Annotated in this window: 15 protein-coding genes and 2 tRNA genes; all 17 read left to right on the top strand. The window is 41.7% G+C overall.

The window, feature by feature from the left end; genetic code table 11:
* Positions 1–140 precede the first annotated feature (140 nt).
* The gene (gene glmU / locus ABFG93_RS11285) at positions 141–1,508 is read left to right on the top strand and encodes a bifunctional UDP-N-acetylglucosamine diphosphorylase/glucosamine-1-phosphate N-acetyltransferase GlmU (RefSeq protein ID WP_347548149.1); all 1,368 of its coding nucleotides are present in this window, start codon (positions 141–143) and stop codon (positions 1,506–1,508) included.
* 34 nt (positions 1,509–1,542) lie between these two features.
* Positions 1,543–2,493, top strand: coding sequence for a ribose-phosphate diphosphokinase (locus tag ABFG93_RS11280; protein ID WP_347548148.1), 951 nt, complete (start codon positions 1,543–1,545; stop codon positions 2,491–2,493).
* Between the two features lie 84 nt (positions 2,494–2,577).
* A complete protein-coding gene (locus ABFG93_RS11275; RefSeq protein WP_347548147.1) occupies positions 2,578–3,228 on the top strand; it encodes a 50S ribosomal protein L25/general stress protein Ctc in 651 nt (216 codons plus the stop codon).
* 117 nt (positions 3,229–3,345) lie between these two features.
* Complete coding sequence (pth, locus tag ABFG93_RS11270) at positions 3,346–3,903, top strand: aminoacyl-tRNA hydrolase (RefSeq protein WP_347548146.1); 558 nt, start codon at positions 3,346–3,348, stop codon at positions 3,901–3,903.
* 57 nt (positions 3,904–3,960) lie between these two features.
* On the top strand, positions 3,961–4,191 hold the full coding sequence (locus tag ABFG93_RS11265) for an anti-sigma-F factor Fin family protein (RefSeq protein WP_347548145.1): 231 nt from the start codon (positions 3,961–3,963) through the stop codon (positions 4,189–4,191).
* A gap of 99 nt (positions 4,192–4,290) precedes the next feature.
* On the top strand, positions 4,291–7,824 hold the full coding sequence (gene mfd, locus ABFG93_RS11260) for a transcription-repair coupling factor (RefSeq protein ID WP_347548144.1): 3,534 nt from the start codon (positions 4,291–4,293) through the stop codon (positions 7,822–7,824).
* Positions 7,825–7,975: 151 nt separating this feature from the next.
* The gene (gene spoVT / locus ABFG93_RS11255; protein ID WP_347548143.1) at positions 7,976–8,506 is read left to right on the top strand and encodes a stage V sporulation protein T; all 531 of its coding nucleotides are present in this window, start codon (positions 7,976–7,978) and stop codon (positions 8,504–8,506) included.
* 184 nt (positions 8,507–8,690) lie between these two features.
* A complete protein-coding gene (locus ABFG93_RS11250) occupies positions 8,691–10,283 on the top strand; it encodes a putative polysaccharide biosynthesis protein (protein ID WP_347548142.1) in 1,593 nt (530 codons plus the stop codon).
* Between the two features lie 3 nt (positions 10,284–10,286).
* Positions 10,287–11,747 carry a nucleoside triphosphate pyrophosphohydrolase gene (gene mazG, locus ABFG93_RS11245; protein ID WP_347548141.1) on the top strand — a complete coding sequence of 487 codons (1,461 nt, stop codon included), beginning with the start codon at positions 10,287–10,289 and terminating at the stop codon, positions 11,745–11,747.
* Between the two features lie 12 nt (positions 11,748–11,759).
* Positions 11,760–12,020: an RNA-binding S4 domain-containing protein gene (locus ABFG93_RS11240; protein WP_347548140.1), complete on the top strand. Its 261-nt coding sequence runs from the start codon at positions 11,760–11,762 to the stop codon at positions 12,018–12,020.
* Between the two features lie 173 nt (positions 12,021–12,193).
* The gene (gene yabP, locus ABFG93_RS11235; RefSeq protein WP_347548139.1) at positions 12,194–12,502 is read left to right on the top strand and encodes a sporulation protein YabP; all 309 of its coding nucleotides are present in this window, start codon (positions 12,194–12,196) and stop codon (positions 12,500–12,502) included.
* Complete coding sequence (gene yabQ, locus ABFG93_RS11230; protein ID WP_347548138.1) at positions 12,499–13,089, top strand: spore cortex biosynthesis protein YabQ; 591 nt, start codon at positions 12,499–12,501, stop codon at positions 13,087–13,089. Before yabP ends, yabQ begins: the two co-directional genes overlap by 4 nt.
* 12 nt (positions 13,090–13,101) lie before the next feature.
* Positions 13,102–13,485, top strand: coding sequence for an FtsB family cell division protein (locus tag ABFG93_RS11225; RefSeq protein WP_347548137.1), 384 nt, complete (start codon positions 13,102–13,104; stop codon positions 13,483–13,485).
* Between the two features lie 73 nt (positions 13,486–13,558).
* Positions 13,559–14,041 (top strand): S1 domain-containing RNA-binding protein, encoded by a 483-nt coding sequence (locus ABFG93_RS11220; protein ID WP_347548136.1) that lies wholly within the window; start codon positions 13,559–13,561, stop codon positions 14,039–14,041.
* A gap of 200 nt (positions 14,042–14,241) precedes the next feature.
* Positions 14,242–14,318 (top strand) — tRNA-Met (locus ABFG93_RS11215).
* Between the two features lie 12 nt (positions 14,319–14,330).
* Positions 14,331–14,405 (top strand) — tRNA-Glu (locus ABFG93_RS11210).
* Positions 14,406–14,830: 425 nt separating this feature from the next.
* Entirely contained in the window at positions 14,831–17,290 is a 2,460-nt protein-coding gene (gene spoIIE / locus ABFG93_RS11205; RefSeq protein ID WP_347548135.1) for a stage II sporulation protein E, read from the top strand.
* Positions 17,291–17,355 lie beyond the last annotated feature (65 nt).

Below are 17,355 nucleotides of genomic sequence, written 5' to 3'. Positions count from 1 at the left end.
ATTATATTCATAAATCGTGAAATGTTATGACCTATATCCTTCTTTTACATACCAATGATTTAGGGATGGTCCTTGAAAATAAGGGGTTTTTGAGATATAGTCATAGTGGAAAAATAGGATACAATGGAGGAACCATATACATGAATAGATTTGCAGTTGTTTTAGCAGCCGGTCAGGGAACACGTATGAAATCAAAGCTATATAAAGTTCTTCACCCTGTTTGTGGGAAGCCTATGGTCGAGCATGTTGTTGACCAGCTTGATGAACTTAAGCTTGAGAACATTGTTACAGTTGTCGGTCACGGAGCTGAAATGGTTAGAGACCAGCTTGGTAGTCGTGTCAATTATGTCCTTCAAGAAGAACAACTTGGAACTGCACATGCTGTTATGCAAACGCAGGATACACTCGGCGCTAAAGAAGGCGTCACCCTTGTTGTGTGTGGAGATACCCCTTTGATAACGAAAGAAACAATGGATTCCCTCCTTTCATATCATGAGGATGAAGGAGCAAAAGCAACGATCCTTACGGCGAATGCGGATCAACCTTTTGGTTACGGCCGCATTATTCGTGATGAGAATGGAAGTGTTCAGCGAATTGTTGAACAGAAAGATGCGAATGAAAGTGAACAGCAGGTTACTGAAATTAACACCGGTACATACTGTTTTGACAATAAAACACTTTTTGAGACGTTACAGCTCGTGAAAAACGAAAACGCTCAGGGAGAATACTACTTGCCTGATGTGATCGAGATTCTTCAAAAACAAGGTGAAATCGTATCAGCTTATCAAACAGAAGACTTTGATGAAACGATGGGTATTAATGATCGCGTTGCTCTCTCACGTGCGGAGCATGCAATGAAAAATCGTATTAACGAGAGGCATATGAAGAACGGCGTCACGCTTATCGATCCGATGCAAACATACATTTCTCCTGATGCTGTTATTGGACAGGACACGGTCATTTATCCCGGATCAATGATCCAGGGAAAAACAATTATCGGTGATGAAGCACAAATCGGACCCAATACAGAGATTAAAGATAGCAAGGTTGGCAGCAAAAGCGTTGTGAAACAATCCGTTATTCATGATAGTGAAGTAGGGGATGCTGTTAATATCGGACCATTTGCTCATGTTCGCCCGGCTTCACAAATTGGTGATGCAGTGAAAATCGGTAATTTCGTTGAAGTGAAGAAATCAGTTATGGGTCATGGTAGCAAAGCTTCACACCTTAGTTATGTAGGTGATGCAGAAATCGGTAAAGGCGTGAATCTTGGCTGTGGCTCGATTACGGTGAATTATGATGGCACGAATAAGTACCTGACAAAGGTAGAAGATGGCGCGTTTATTGGCTGTAACGTGAACTTAATTGCTCCAGTAACAGTTGGCAAGGGCGCTACTGTAGCAGCTGGATCGACAATTACGGATGATGTTCCTGAACAGGCACTGTCTATTGCTCGCTCTCGTCAGACGAATAAAGAAGACTACGCTTCGAAAACGAAGAACAATTAATTTTATTGATTAATTAATGGAGGGGTACCGGCCAATGGCTAACTATTTAGATCCAAACTTGAAAGTTTTTAGTTTAAATTCAAATCCTGATCTTGCGGAAGAAATTGTCGAACACATTGGAGTTCCAATGGGAAAATGCTCGGTTGTTCGTTTTAGTGATGGGGAAATCCAGATTAACATTGAGGAAAGTATTCGTGGCTGTGATGTGTATGTCATTCAGTCAACGTGTGCCCCTGTAAATGAAAACATTATGGAGCTTCTTATTATGGTGGACGCATTAAAGCGTGCCTCAGCAAAAACGATAAACGTTGTGCTTCCATACTACGGCTATGCCCGTCAGGATCGTAAAGCCCGCTCTCGTGAGCCGATCACAGCTAAATTAAAGGCGAACCTTCTTGAGGTAGCTGGTGTGACTCGTCTTATTACGCTCGACCTCCATGCTTCCCAAATTCAAGGGTTCTTCGACATTCCAGTTGACCAGCTGATGGGTGTACCGACGCTTGCTAAACATTTTGAAGAGAAAAACCTGGATGATATTGTTGTCGTTTCACCTGACCATGGCGGAGTAACGAGAGCACGCAAGCTTGCAGAGCGTTTGAAGGCACCGATTGCGATTATCGATAAGCGTCGTCCACGTCCAAACGTAGCAGAAGTTATGAATATTGTTGGTAATATTGAAGGCAAAACAGCGATTATTATTGATGATATTATCGATACAGCCGGTACAATCACACTTGCTGCTAATGCTCTTATCGAAAATGGAGCAAAGGAAGTTTATGCATGCTGTACTCACCCGGTCCTATCTGGTCCAGCCATTGAACGTATTGATAGCTCTAAAATTAAAGAACTTGCGATTACAAATACGATCCCTCTTCCTGAAGAGAAGCGAATTGATAAGATTTCGCAGCTATCTGTAGCCCCTCTATTAGGCGAAGCGATTATCCGTGTACATGAACAACTTTCTGTCAGTAAACTATTTGATTAAAAGAAATACGTTTAATGCCTCCTGAATATGGGTATCCATATAGAAGAGTAGAAGAGTAAAACCTATTCAGGAAGGTGATTTCAAATGGCAGCAACATTAAAAGCATTAGATCGTAATACTACTAAAAGAAGTGAACTTAGAACATTGCGTGAAACGGAAGAAGGTCTTCCGGCCGTTTTATACGGAAAAGATCGCAAAAGCGCACCCGTACAGGTTGACGCTCTTGAATTCATTAAAGTTTACCGTCAAGTTGGAAAAAACGGTGTTATTGAACTAAATTTTGAAGGACAGGGAACGTATCCTGTTATGGTCTATGATATGCAAGTAGACCCAATCAAGAATCATGTGCTACACGTTGACTTCTATTCTGTTGACCTTAACAAAGAAGTTGAAGCGGAAGTTCCGGTTCACTTAACTGGCAATGCAGTAGGAAGCAAAGAAGGCGGCGTTGTTCAGCAAATGCTTCACGAAATTCTAGTCAAAGCGAAGCCGAATGATTTCCCTGACAGCATCGATGTTGATGTTTCAGAATTGAATATCGGAGACGCTGTTCAAGTTGGCGATCTTCCTAAAGGTGATAAATATGAAGTACTAGTAGACACTGAAGAGCCAATTGCTTCTGTGGTACCTCCAACTGAAGAGCCTGTTGAAGATGAAGAAGAGGCTGATGAAGTAGCAGAAGAGCCACCGGCTGATGAAGAGGAAACTGGTGACGAAACGAAAAAAACAGAATAAACATCAAAGACGTAACCGAACGGGTTACGTCTTTTTTTCAAGATAAAGGGTGAACAGGTGAATATTTGCCCTGATTTTTGATACGATAGAAGAAAAGTATGAAAGGTAGGCCCTCCGTTGAAATTAATTGTAGGTCTCGGAAATCCGGGAAAGAAATTTGAACATACAAGACATAATGTAGGATTTATGGCAATTGACCAGTTATCGAAAGAAATGGGTATTTCTCTTGATCAAAAGAAATTTCAGGGGATCTATGGAAAGGGGATTGTAAACGGGGAAACTGTTTATTTATTAAAACCACAAACGTTTATGAATCTGTCAGGTGAATCAGTATGTTCTCTAATGGAATATTTCAATATTGAAGTAGAAGACTTGCTTGTTATTTATGACGATTTGGATCTGCCTACTGGTAAAGTAAGGCTTAGGCAAAAAGGAAGTGCAGGTGGACACAATGGGATGAAATCCATCATAACGCATGTTCATACCCAGGATTTTAAACGAGTAAGGATAGGTATTGACCGTTCTGCCCGAAACTCAGTGATCGACTATGTGTTAAAGCCTTTTACGAAGGAAGAGCTTGAGCCAATTCAAGATGCCATTGAACGGACAGTTAAAGCTTGTGAAGCCTGGACGACAGACTCCTTCCCTGAAGTGATGAATCAGTATAACGCTTGAATATCCTTCAATTATCCCGTCCATACTAGTAAAAGATACGGACAGGGAGGATATGTTATGGCTATTCATTATGTATGTCGTCACTGCGGTGCGGGGATCGGTAAGCTGAACCGAACTAATATTTCAGTTCAGGAACTTGGTTTTCAACAGCTTACGCAGGAGGAGCGACAGTCCATGATTCACTATCATCACGATGGTACAATTGAAGTGAAAGCGATATGTGAAGACTGTCATGAAGCGATGGAACGAACACCGTCTTATCATGAGCTTGACACATTTATTCAGTAAGTAGCTTTGGGAGTTGAACCAAAGCATTTTTGCGTTAAATAAACAATACACATAAGATTGGTCTGTTCTTATAGAGTGAGAGGGGAGAATAAGCACACAATGTTAGGCTTAAGAGAATATTTCAGTAAAGGCGATGAATTTCAGTCCGTCTTTTCAGGTGTGAGGGAGGGCCTTAAAGAGCAGCTGGTGGCAGGTATGTCTGGTTCTGCGCGCATGCTTCTCATGGCATCCCTTTACCATGAAACAAAGCGCCCACAGCTGATCATCACCCACAATTTGTATCAAGCACAGAAACTTTATGAAGACATGAGTGAACTTGTCCCTGCAGATGAAGTTTATTTGTATCCCGTTAATGAATTAATTTCCTCTGAAATTGCGATTGCAAGTCCCGAACTAAGGGGTCAGAGGATGGAAGCATTAAACTATTGGATGAAAAACAAGAATGGTATCGTCATTGCACCGATATCAGGAGTGAGACGGTATCTTCCGCCGAAAGCGATCTGGGAAAAAAGCCAGATGACCTTTACGGTTGGGGATGACATTCCACTCGACCAAACTTTGGCAACCTTTGTAGCGATGGGGTATGAACGTGTTCCAATGGTATCCTCTCCCGGGGAATTTAGCGTGCGCGGTGGAATCATTGATATTTATCCTTTAACTGAGAATAATCCAATTCGAATTGAATTGTTTGATACGGAAGTTGATTCCATCCGGTTCTTCAATATTGAATCGCAACGGTCAGCGAATAAAACAGAGCGAATTACAATCGGTCCAGCAGATGAAGTAGTGTTGTTCCCTGAACACTACGAGAAAGGTGCACAGCGACTCCAGGAAGAATTACAGGTGTCATTGAAAAAAGTAAAGGATCAAAAAGCGAAAGAAGCCATGCATCAGAACATTACGTATGAGATTGATCAGTTGAAAAATAAACAAAGTTTTCAGGGTGTCATTAAGTACATGGACTTTTACTATGATCAACCTGCAAGTTTGCTAGATTATCTCCCTGAAGATGGACTAGTCGTTTTTGATGAAGTGAGCCGAATTCAAGAAATGTCGACAGATCTGGATAAGGAAGAAGCAGAATGGCAGACAGCTCTTCTGAAACAAGGAGAGATTGTATCATCTGTTTCCCTATCGAGATCTTATGATACGTTATTTTCAAAACCTGTTCATTCGACCATTTATCTCTCAATCTTTTTGCGACATGTTCCTTATACAAATCCACAAAACATCGTCAATGTATCAAGCAAGGCGATGCAGAATTTTCATGGTCAAATGAAGGTTCTGAGTACTGAAATTGAACGGTGGAAGAAAAGTGGCATGGCCATCGTCTTCCTTGCAGCTTCCGAAGAACGCCGCAAGCGACTTGAGCGTGTTCTTGAAGATTATGAGATTAACACCATGATGGTAGAACAAGATACACCAATATCGCATCAGCAGCCGCAAATTTTAATTGGTAGTTTAAATGGTGGATTTGAGCTTCCGATGCAGAAACTTGCTGTATTGACAGAGGCTGAAGTATTTACAAAGCAATCGAAAAAGCCTCGTCGTTCACAAAAAATGTCTAACGCAGAACGAATTAAAAGCTACTCGGAGTTAAAAGTTGGCGACTATATTGTTCACGTGAACCATGGAATTGGTAAGTATCTCGGTATTCGTACTCTTGAAGTAAGTGGTATTCATAAAGATTATCTCTATGTAAGCTACGCTGGCAACGATAATTTATATGTGCCAGTTGAACAAATCGACCAGGTCATGAAGTATGTTGGTTCTGAAGGGAAAGAACCGAAGCTTTATAAACTTGGAGGAACGGAATGGAAGAAAGTTAAGCGTAAAGTTCAATCATCGGTAGAAGATATTGCCGATGATTTAATCAAGCTTTATGCCGAACGAGAGGCTAGTGTTGGTCATAGCTTTGAGAAGGATACAGAAGAGCAAAGGGAGTTTGAAGCGGCATTCCCTTATCAGGAGACCGACGATCAGTTGAGAGCCATTCAAGAAATTAAAGAAGATATGGAGAAATCCCGCCCAATGGATCGCTTGCTTTGTGGAGATGTGGGCTACGGAAAAACGGAAGTTAGTATCCGTGCGGCCTTTAAAGCGATTATGGATGGAAAACAGGTAGCGTTTCTTGTGCCTACGACAATTCTTGCTCAACAGCATTTTGCTACAATCCAGGAGCGCTTTGCTGATCATCCAATTAACATTGGCCTGTTGAGCCGTTTCCGTTCACGGAAAGAGCAAAATGAAACGCTCAAAGGCTTGAAGAATGGGACGGTTGATATCGTCATCGGTACTCATAGACTTCTCTCAAAGGATGTGACGTACAGTCAGCTCGGGTTACTTATTGTCGATGAGGAACAGCGTTTTGGTGTAACTCATAAGGAAAAGATCAAGAAGTTAAAAGCAAATGTCGATGTTCTAACCCTGACAGCCACACCAATTCCAAGGACGCTTCACATGTCGATGTTGGGAGTTCGCGATCTATCAGTTATTGAAACACCACCGGAGAATCGCTTTCCGGTGCAAACATACGTAGTTGAGTACAGCGGCACGCTTGTAAGAGAGGCTATTGAGCGGGAGCTTGCGCGGGGCGGCCAGGTGTATTTCCTATACAACCGAGTTGAATCGATTGAATACATGACGGATCAAATTCGAACGCTCGTACCTGAAGCAAGGGTTACCTATGCCCATGGCCAAATGAGTGAAACAGAACTTGAAGCTGTGATGATCGACTTTCTTGATGGAAGCTACGACGTTCTTGTTAGTACGACTATTATTGAAACAGGCGTCGATATTCCAAACGTGAACACTTTGCTTGTATATGATGGAGATAAAATGGGACTATCCCAACTTTATCAGCTCAGGGGACGTGTTGGACGCTCGAACCGTGTTGCATATGCGTACATTACGTACCAACGGGATAAAGTACTAACAGAAGTAGCTGAGAAGCGACTTCAGGCAATCAAGGAATTTACTGAGCTCGGTTCAGGCTTTAAAATTGCAATGCGTGATCTTTCCATCAGGGGTGCTGGTAACTTGCTTGGTGCTGAGCAACACGGCTTTATCGATTCAGTTGGGTTTGATCTTTATTCCCAGATGCTTAAAGATGCGATTGAAGTGCGTAAGGGTGACGGGCCTAAGGAAGCCGCGTTTAGCGTAGAAATTGATCTAGAAGTCGATGCTTACATTCCGGGTACGTATATCAATGACGAGAAGCAGAAAATAGATATGTACAAACGCTTCCGTTCGATTGAATCACTTAAAGATATTATGGACTTACAGGACGAAATGATGGATCGATTTGGTGACTTCCCTGAAGAAGTGGAGTATCTGTTCCAGGTTTCTCGTATGAAAGAAATTGCCAAAGACGTAAAGGTAGAAAAAGTAGGTCGAAGTAAAAAAGACATTCAACTGCTTTTCCACGAATCTGCACGTGAAGCAATAGGCGGCGAAACCATTTTCGATGTCGCTAATGAATTTGGTAATAAGTTAGCACTCGGTGCTGATGGTAATAAAGTGAAGGTAACGGTTAAAGGAAGAGGCCTTGAAACAAAGGCACATCTTCAACTCGTTGAAAAGGTTTTAAAGAAAGTTAAGCAGGCAATGAAGCAGCCAATCAATGCGAAATAAAGACGAATCTGGCTAAAAATCATAATTTTGACAGGTTTGTGAATAGAACGACTGCCTCGAAAAGATACTAATGGAAAGATATTGTAGATCAAGTAATAACAACAGTGATTGGAGCAATCACCTACAACTTCCAGAAAGCGAGGCAACTTAGATGAAAGCAACAGGTATCGTTCGTCGTATTGATGATTTGGGTCGTGTTGTCATTCCGAAAGAAATTCGCAGGACACTCAGGATTAGAGAAGGAGATCCCCTGGAGATTTTTGTTGATCGAGAAGGAGAAGTTATTCTGAAAAAGTATTCTCCTATTAGTGAGCTTGGTGATTTTGCAAAGGAATATGCTGAATCGCTTGCAGAACATTCAGGACATATCGCCTTAATATCTGATCGTGATGTTTTTATTACAGCTGCAGGGGGTTCAAAGAAAGATTATCTAAATAAAAGCATTGGTGATGCAGTAGAGAAAGCGATGAATGAGAGAAAATGCCTTTTAAATGAGAACAAATCTGAACTAATAGAAGGAGTACCTGTCGAAACCGGACATGTCATCGCCCCTATTATTGCGAATGGCGATCCAATCGGAACGGTGATCCTGCTTGCAAAAGATGAGGCAAAAGTGACCGAATTAGAACAAAAGCTTTCCGAAACAGCAGCTGGCTTTCTTGCCAGGCAAATGGAACACTAAGGTTAGAGTAAATGGAGGCATTAGCCTCCATTTTTGTTTCTTTATTTAAACCTGCTCTATCGGTAAATTTCGATGAATAAAGCAACTATCATAACGCGGGTTTCTAAGTTTTCAGAAGTTCCCCACCTCAATTGGTATGATATAATTCTTACATAATCAAGCAATAAGTGCATGGTAGGTGTGTATGAAATCCAATGCAAATCAAAAGGGGTTCTGGCATGGCGCGCTTCTGCTCACTGCAGTAGCACTATTTATGAAGGTCTTGAGCGTAGGCTATAGAATTCCTTATCAAAATATAACCGGTAATCTTGGCTTTTATGTATATCAACAAATTTATCCCTTTTACTCCATCGCGATAATTCTCGCTACATATGGTTTTCCAGTTGTTGTATCAAGACTGGTCTCGGAACAAATTGTAAAGAATGAAGTTGAAAAAGCAGAAGAACTCTCGCGTTATAGCTTTTACGTTCTAACTGCACTCGGGACGGCAGGGTTTGTGGTTCTTTATGCAGGATCCCCGCTATTAGCAGATTTAATGGAAGATCCTGCACTGCAAACGCCTCTTCGCGCTACGGCATTTTCATTTTTAATTATGCCCGGAATCGCATCAATCAGAGGGTACTTCCAGGGTCAAGAGAATATGATTCCAACTGCCTGGTCTCAGGTAGTCGAACAGTCTGTTCGTGTCGTAGCCATTCTCTCTATTTCCATTGGCCTTGTTATAAACGGTTATGGTCCGTATGCGACGGGTACAGGTGCTGCAGCGGGATCGATCATCGGCGGGTTAGCTGCTTTCCTGCTACTCCTGGTGCTTCGCATAAGGAAAAACACGACGCAAAAAGCTTTATTTCGTACGCATCTTTTTCGGTTCCTTGGAGTCGCCCGCAGGCTATTAACAGAAGGGGTCCTTATTTGCGTTAGTGCACTGGTAATGGTCCTGTTCCAGCTTATGGATGCTTTAACGATAGTGCCGGGGTTAACGGAATACGGTTTATCTTCGCTTGATGCAAAAGAAATGAAAGGGGTTTTTGACCGCGGGCAGCCGCTCATGCAGGTCGGAGTTGTGCTTGCTACGTCATTGTCGCTTGCAATTGTGCCTGTGATTTCGAAAGCTACAGAAGAAGAAAACATCGAATCGATCCGTGAAAAAGCAGGACTGTCGCTTAAAGTCAGCCTCGTTATCGGACTGTCAGCTGCAGCAGGTCTTTTCATCATTATGAAGGACACGAATAGAATGCTTTTTACAGATGCCTCCCTATCGTATACCCTGAGCATTCTGGCTGTAGCCATTCTTTTTAGTTCCCTTGCTATGACAGGGGCAGGAATTTTACAGGGTATTGGTCTAGCGAGACAGGCTGCACGTTATGCAGGACTTGGTGTTTTGTTAAAGGCATTTCTGAATATTATCCTGATTCCGCTAATTGGTATTAACGGTGCAGCATATGCCACGGTGTTCGGCTTTATTACTGTAGCATCCTTAATTGGTGCAGCCGTCCATAGACGAGTGGGACTCAGAAAATATCCTTTTCGTTTAAAACGAACGGGATTTGCAGTGGCAATGATGTCCGGGTCCGTTCTATTACTACAACTGATCATTCCAACATCTTCTTCAAGGGGGGCAGCCAGCCTCCATGCGTTATCAGGTGCAGCGCTTGGTGTTGTGGTACTGAGTTTGTCTTTAATCATGCTGCAAGTATTTACAAAGCCGGAATTAATGCAACTACCTAAAGGTGAAAAGGTATCCATGTTGCATCAGAAATTAAGGAAAGGAGCATAAGGTATGAAACATGCAATTACGATTGTGGGAACTGGCGCTGGTGACTTGAGTCAGCTTTCTCTCGGAAGCTATCGAACGCTCCATTCTGCAGAAAGGCTTTTTGTCAGAACGATGGATCACCCAGTGCTAAGGGAACTGCGTAAAGATGGTCTGAAGATGACTGCATTTGATGATGTGTACGAGAATAAAGAATCATTTGAAGATACATATCGTACAATCGTCGACCGTCTCTTTCAGGAGGCCGATAAAGGTTCAATCGTTTATGCAGTCCCTGGTCATCCCATGATGGCTGAAGCAACGGTTCAGCTCTTACTTGAAGAGCAGGAAAAGCACGGGATTAATGTTAAGATAGCGGGAGGACAGAGCTTTCTTGATGCGCTATTTACTGCTGTTCGAATCGATCCAATCGAAGGGTGTCAGATCCTCGATGCGACGCGATTTACTAAGTCTGAAGTGCAGGTGCGAAATCACCTTATTTTTGTTCAGGTGTATGATCAATTTACTGCTTCCACGGTTAAGTTAACGTTAATGGAGCTCCTTCCGGACGACTATGAGGTAACTGTGGTTCAGGCTGCAGGTAGTAGCGATGAAGTTATTACTACTGTGCCATTGTTCGAGCTAGATCGATCAATTGAAGTAAATAATTTAACAGCCGTTTATGTTCCACCTGTGAAAGAGGATAAACTCCTTTATAAAGACTTTGGATGGTTAAGGCAAGTTGTGGCAACATTACGTGGCCCGAACGGGTGTCCCTGGGATAAGAAGCAAACCCATACTTCGCTTAAGAAATACCTAATTGAAGAATCCTATGAGGTCATTGAAGCGATTGATGAAGAGGACGAAGAGCAACTGGCTGACGAGCTTGGAGATGTCCTGTTACAAGTGATGCTGCATGCCCAAATCGGAGAAGATGAGGGAATGTTCACTGTTGATGATGTTATTCAAAATTTAAACGATAAGCTAATTAGACGTCACCCGCACGTCTTCGGGGAGGAAAAGGTTCAAACCGCCGAGGAGGTAGCCGTGGTATGGAACCGCGTAAAAGAGCAGGAGAAAGAATCAATGCCTTCCCAGTTTGATCAGATAACGAAAGGACTGCCTGGATTGCTGCGTGCGAATGAGATTCAAAAATCTGCTGCTAAAGTAGGGTTTGATTGGGATGAGGAAGAGCCAATCTGGGGGAAAATTCAGGAAGAATTAAGTGAGTTTAAAGAAGCCATTTACGAGAAAGCATTCGATGATCAAGAAGATGAGCTTGGGGATTTACTGTTTGCGATCGTAAATCTGGCACGCTTTTATAAAATTGACCCTGAAGTTGCCATTCATAGAACAAATCATAAATTTGTCGCACGTTTCCAATATATTGAGAAACGGGTAAAGGAGAAAGGGCTTGAATTGGAGAATTTATCTCTTGAAGAGCTTGACCAATATTGGAATGAAGCGAAGCAAATAGGAATTAAGTAAGGGGTGCAGTTCATGAGGTTAGATAAATTTCTAAAAGTATCACGATTAATAAAGCGCCGTTCAATTGCAAAAGAAATTTGTGATAAAGGACGGATCGAAGTAAACGGCAATAAAGCAAAAGCAGGTACAAATGTGAAACCAGGTGATGAGCTAGTGATTTCATTTGGTCACAAGAAAGTAACAGCTCGTGTGGATGAACTCAAGGAAACCACAAAAAAAGACGAAGCGGGAAATATGTTTACGATAATAAAGGAAGAAGCAGCAGGACAATAAAAAAGACCCGATCGGGTCTTTTTTTAGTGATCAAGAACGATATGTGGCAATATCACGATCTATCTAAATGTTGAAACAATGCCTGCTTGTATAAAAGAAAACGTCGATTGCACAGCTCGTTCTAAATGCCCTTATCTTTTCATAGACATGTATCGAGAAGAGGGGGGAGAGCGATGGATAATTATTATGAGTATGGTTCTTATGATAAAACTGCGAGCACACCTGAACATGACCTCGTTATGAAAGCACGTAAATCGCTTGAAATTACTGGAGTAAAGCATGTAGATAGCTTTGATAATGAAGAATTTCTACTTGAGACGTCCATGGGCTTTCTTGCAATACGAGGGCAGCATCTTAAGATGAAGAATTTGAACGTGGAGCAGGGACGCGTCTCAATCGAAGGAAAAATCTTTGATCTCAGTTACCTTGACCATCATGAAGGGGAAAAAGCTAAAGGCTTCTTTAGCAAGCTATTCAAATGACGTTGACGGTGCAATTTTATACGATGATTGCCATGGTGGCTATGGGGGTGTGGCTTGGTATAGCCATGGATACCTATAGCCGTTTTCTTCATCCTGATAGAAGCAAAAGCCTATGGCTATACGCGAATGACCTTGTTTTCTGGCTGCTTCAAGGACTTCTTATTTTTTACGTGTTGTATCTCGTAAATGAAGGCGCACTTCGATTTTATGTCTTTTTGGCCTTATTATGTGGATATGCTGCTTATCGAGCACTATTTCAACAGTTATACCGCAACACTCTTGAACGAATTATTCTAATAGGAATCACGTTCATTCGTTTTGTTCGATCCCTATTCACTTACCTTGTTTATAAACCGATTCAGTTCATATTGAAACTTTTATTTAGCTTATGTATGATGGTAGTGAGCATCGGTACAACCATATTCTGGTTTATCATCAAGCTATTTTGGGTACCGATTAAGTGGATGATCATGTTATTGTGGAAATTAATTCCCCACCCGCTTCAGAGAGTCCTAATAAAAACAGCAGGAATTGCCGATAAAATAAAGAACTACATATACCATTGGTTTACCCAAATAAGAAAGTGAGGAGGGAAAAGCTTGGTTACTGCGAATAAGCACAAGCCTAAAGTAACAGAAGTTCATTCGGATTATCATCAAGAGAAACAGCTCCAAAGTAAAGTTAGGGAACGTAGACGGAGAGGTCTGGTTCGTCGCCTGACTGCATTCGCGGTGGCTGCTTTAGCCATAGCTATTCTATTTATCTCCGTGTTCACTTCACAGGCAGCAACGATCGAAGAAAAAAACATACAGCAAAAGCAGGCTGAAGAAGAATTAGTGCGACTTGAAGAACAGGAAAAATATCTAAAGGAAGAAATTGAGAAATTAAATAATTTAGATTACATCGGTGAATTGGCACGGAGAGACTACTTTATGTCTAAACCCGGGGAGACAATCTTTAAGCTTCCTTCTTCCTCAAATTGACACGTTGTTTTTTGAAAGGGTATAATTAACGTACGACTGATCTTTAAAGATTTTAAGGAGGAGCTTTTTTTACATGGCAATCGAAGTAGGCAGCAAGTTACAGGGAAAGGTAACAGGTATTACAAATTTTGGCGCGTTTGTTGAACTGCCAGATGGTAAGACAGGTCTCGTTCACATTAGTGAAGTTGCAGACAACTATGTTAAGGACATAAATGATTTTCTAACAGTTGGCGATCAGGTTGAGGTTAAGGTCATCCAGGTTGAAAACGATGGTAAAATTGGGTTATCTATTAAGAAAGCAAAAGATCGGCCTGCATCTGAACGCCCTCAGGGTCGTCCTCAAGGTCGCCCTCAGGGTGGAGGCCGTCCTCAAGGAGGCGGTGGAAGACCTGGCGGTGGTGGTTACAAAGGGAAGCCTCGCGGAAGCGGACGTCCACCAGTAGAATCTTTTGAGGACAAAATGAGTAAGTTCCTAAAGGACAGTGAAGACCGCCTTTCAACTTTGAAGAAACAAACAGAGTCAAAACGAGGTGGTCGCGGCGCACGTCGCGGCTAGGGCTTGTTGTCTACTAAATTATATTTTGCGAAACAGGCATGCTTACATGCCTGTTTTGTTTTGTTCTTAAGATGGCGAACGTCACGGGGCGTATAAAGAAAATCGGCGATGTAATGAAGAAAAAAGTGTAAAAAAGAAGTTGACACCAACTTTGCGGCCATGTATTATATATTTTGTGCTTAAGAAAGCAACAGTAAAATGGCGGTGTAGCTCAGCTGGCTAGAGCGTACGGTTCATACCCGTGAGGTCGGGGGTTCGATCCCCTCCGCCGCTACCATTTTTATAGTATGGCCCGTTGGTCAAGTGGTTAAGACACCGCCCTTTCACGGCGGTATCACGGGTTCGAATCCCGTACGGGTCACCATTTAACTAATTTCAACATGAACTTATTGAAAACAATACATAGTTTGATCATTAAGCCCTTCATTCTAGCGAATGAAGGGCTTTTTTATTTGTTATAACAAAATATTGACCATTTATTTTCTATTTTATTTTTAAGATTTCGACCTTTTTATTTCCAATCCCTAAAATCTTAAACAAAGTACTTTAAAGCTATGATTTTCTATACTTTAATGCCCCTCAATAGCGGATAATTCACTTCCAGTTGTTTACAGGTTTCTTGCTGTCTCTACAAGTGGTTGACAAGCTTCCCTGAAAGAAGTCGAGAAGTTTAAGGTTTATCTGTTCTTTTTTTGACAAAAAGCGAAATTCGTCTGTGATTTAATGAATAATACAAACTGCTTCTAGCAGATCGGTGAAAAAATAGAACAAAGGAAAGCAGGTGGGGGAATGCAAAGCGAATTGGTGATGGAAAGATCAAGGTCCAGGATGGGGAAATGGATTCAAGGGATAAAAGGAAAACTCGAATTGATCTTATTTCAGCGTGGTCTCTTGTTGTTTGCGATTGGTTTTCTTCTAGGACGAGCTGTCATCCTCACGCAGGTAACTCCTTTCGCAATTCCGTTTTTTGGTGCCGTCTTTTTTTTGAAACGTGACCGTGCACCAATGATTATGGTCTCATTACTTGCTGGTGCCGTTTCAACCTCTAACTTAGGGAATACAGCGTTTATCATGCTGGGAATCCTTGTATTCTTGATTATTAATCGATTTGTGAAACTTTCTTCGCTTTCACTAGTTAAAACTCTCCCAATTCTCGTTTTTACAACAAGTATGCTAGGGAGATTGATTCTTAGTTTACTAACGGAACGAACGCTTGCGAATACGAATTGGATTCTGGCAGTAGTTGAAGGTGCGCTTGGAATGATTTTAACGATTATCTTTATTCAGAGCATACCGGTGCTTTCCATGAAGAAGCGCACGCAAGCTCTTAAAAATGAAGAGATTATCAGTTTTATTATTCTGCTTGCGACGATGCTGACTGGAACCATCGGCTGGGTTGTTTATGGCTTCTCAATCGAAAATATTTTATCCCGGTATCTTGTTTTAATGTTTGCTTACGTTGGTGGGGCAGCTATAGGTTCCACTGTTGGTGTGGTAACAGGATTAATTCTCGCGCTTGCGAATGTGACCAGTCTCTATCAAATGAGTATGCTAGCTTTTTCTGGTTTACTTGGAGGTCTATTGAAAGATGGTAGAAAAATAGGGGTCGGATTGGGATTATTGATAGGTACTCTGTTGATTGCCTTATATGGAAGCGGTCCTGAATTACTATATCCTAATCTGATGGAGTCAGCTATTGCAATACTATTATTCTTTTGCACACCATCTAAAATTACGTCCCAGCTTTCTAAATATATACCCGGGACGGTGGAGCATGCCAATGAACAACAGCAATATTTGAGGAAGGTGAGGGATGTAACAGCTAATCGCGTTGAACAATTTTCGAGCCTGTTTCAAGCTCTTTCAAGAAGTTTTACAGATGAGGATGGTCAACCTGATGATCAATCAGAACGAGAAATTGATTATTTTTTAAGTCATGTAACAGAAAAAACATGCCAGACGTGTTTTAAAAAAGAAACATGTTGGGCGAAGAATTTCGATACAACCTATCAATACATGACAGGTATTATGAAAGAACTTGAACATACAACTGAACTTAACAATCATAGTTTAAAAAGAGATTTCGATAAGCACTGCAATAAGTCTAGCAAAGTTATTGATATTATTGGAAAGGAGATGAGTCATTACCACGCGAACCGTATGCTGAAAAAACAGGTTCGTGAAAGCAGGAAAATTGTTGCAGATCAGTTGCTTGGTGTATCTCACGTTATGGGGGACTTTGCGAAGGAAATACAAAAGGAACGTGATAATCTTCACCAGCAGGAAGAACAAATCATGGATGCCATTCAAAGTATGGGTCTTGAAGTAGGGCAAATTGAAATCTATAGCCTTGAGGAGGGAAATGTCGATATTGAAATGAAAATCCCTGCGTGTGGAGGACGTGGTGAAGGGGAGAAAGTTATAGCCCCAATGCTTTCCGACATTTTAAAAGAGAATATTATCGTAAAAAAGGAAGTATGTGCTGAGCATGAGCATGAAACATGTCATCTTTATTTCGCATCTGCAAGAGATTTTATTGTGGAAACAGGTGTGGCAAATGCTGCGAAAGGAGGGGCGTGGATTTCAGGAGATAGTCACTCTACGATTGAGCTTGGTGCAGGTAAATACGCCATTGCGATCAGCGATGGAATGGGTAATGGAGAACGAGCTCATCAGGAAAGTACAGAAACCATTCAACTTCTTCAGAAAATCCTTCATTCAGGCATTGATGAAACGGTTGCGATTAAATCAGTAAATTCCGTGCTGTCATTACGAAATACAGATGAGATTTTTTCAACACTTGATCTTGCTATGATCGATTTACAGGATGCATCAGCGAAGTTCCTTAAAATTGGTTCCATCCCTAGCTTTATTAAACGAGGGGACCGGGTGCTGATGGTAGAATCGGGGAACTTACCGATGGGCATTATCCCAGAATTCGATGTTGAAGTCGTAAGTGAGCAGCTGAAGGCGGGTGATCTCTTAATTATGATGAGCGATGGCATCTATGAAGGAGTGAAAAACATAGAGAATCCTGAGTTCTGGATGAAACGAAAAATCAGAGAGCTTGCCACCGATAAGCCTCAGGAAATTGCTGATCTCATTATGGAAGAGGTGATTCGCACAGAGTACGGTAGAATTGATGATGATATGACGATTGTCGTGGCAAGAGTAAAGCGAAACATTCCGAAGTGGTCAACGATTCCGATCTATTCAGCTCCTTCATTCAGAAAGAAAAAGGCACAGTAGGAACGATTGCCTTCATGTATAAACTCTCCTCCTGCGGGCGATGCTTGTAACAGCAAAAAAGGAGG

Origin of the sequence: Pseudalkalibacillus hwajinpoensis (assembly GCF_039851965.1) — a bacterium.
In the GTDB taxonomy this organism is placed as follows: Bacteria; Bacillota; Bacilli; order Bacillales; family Guptibacillaceae; genus Guptibacillus; species Guptibacillus hwajinpoensis_E.
Note: the sequence above shows the minus strand (reverse complement) of the source record. Positions and strands in the feature narration are given on the sequence as shown.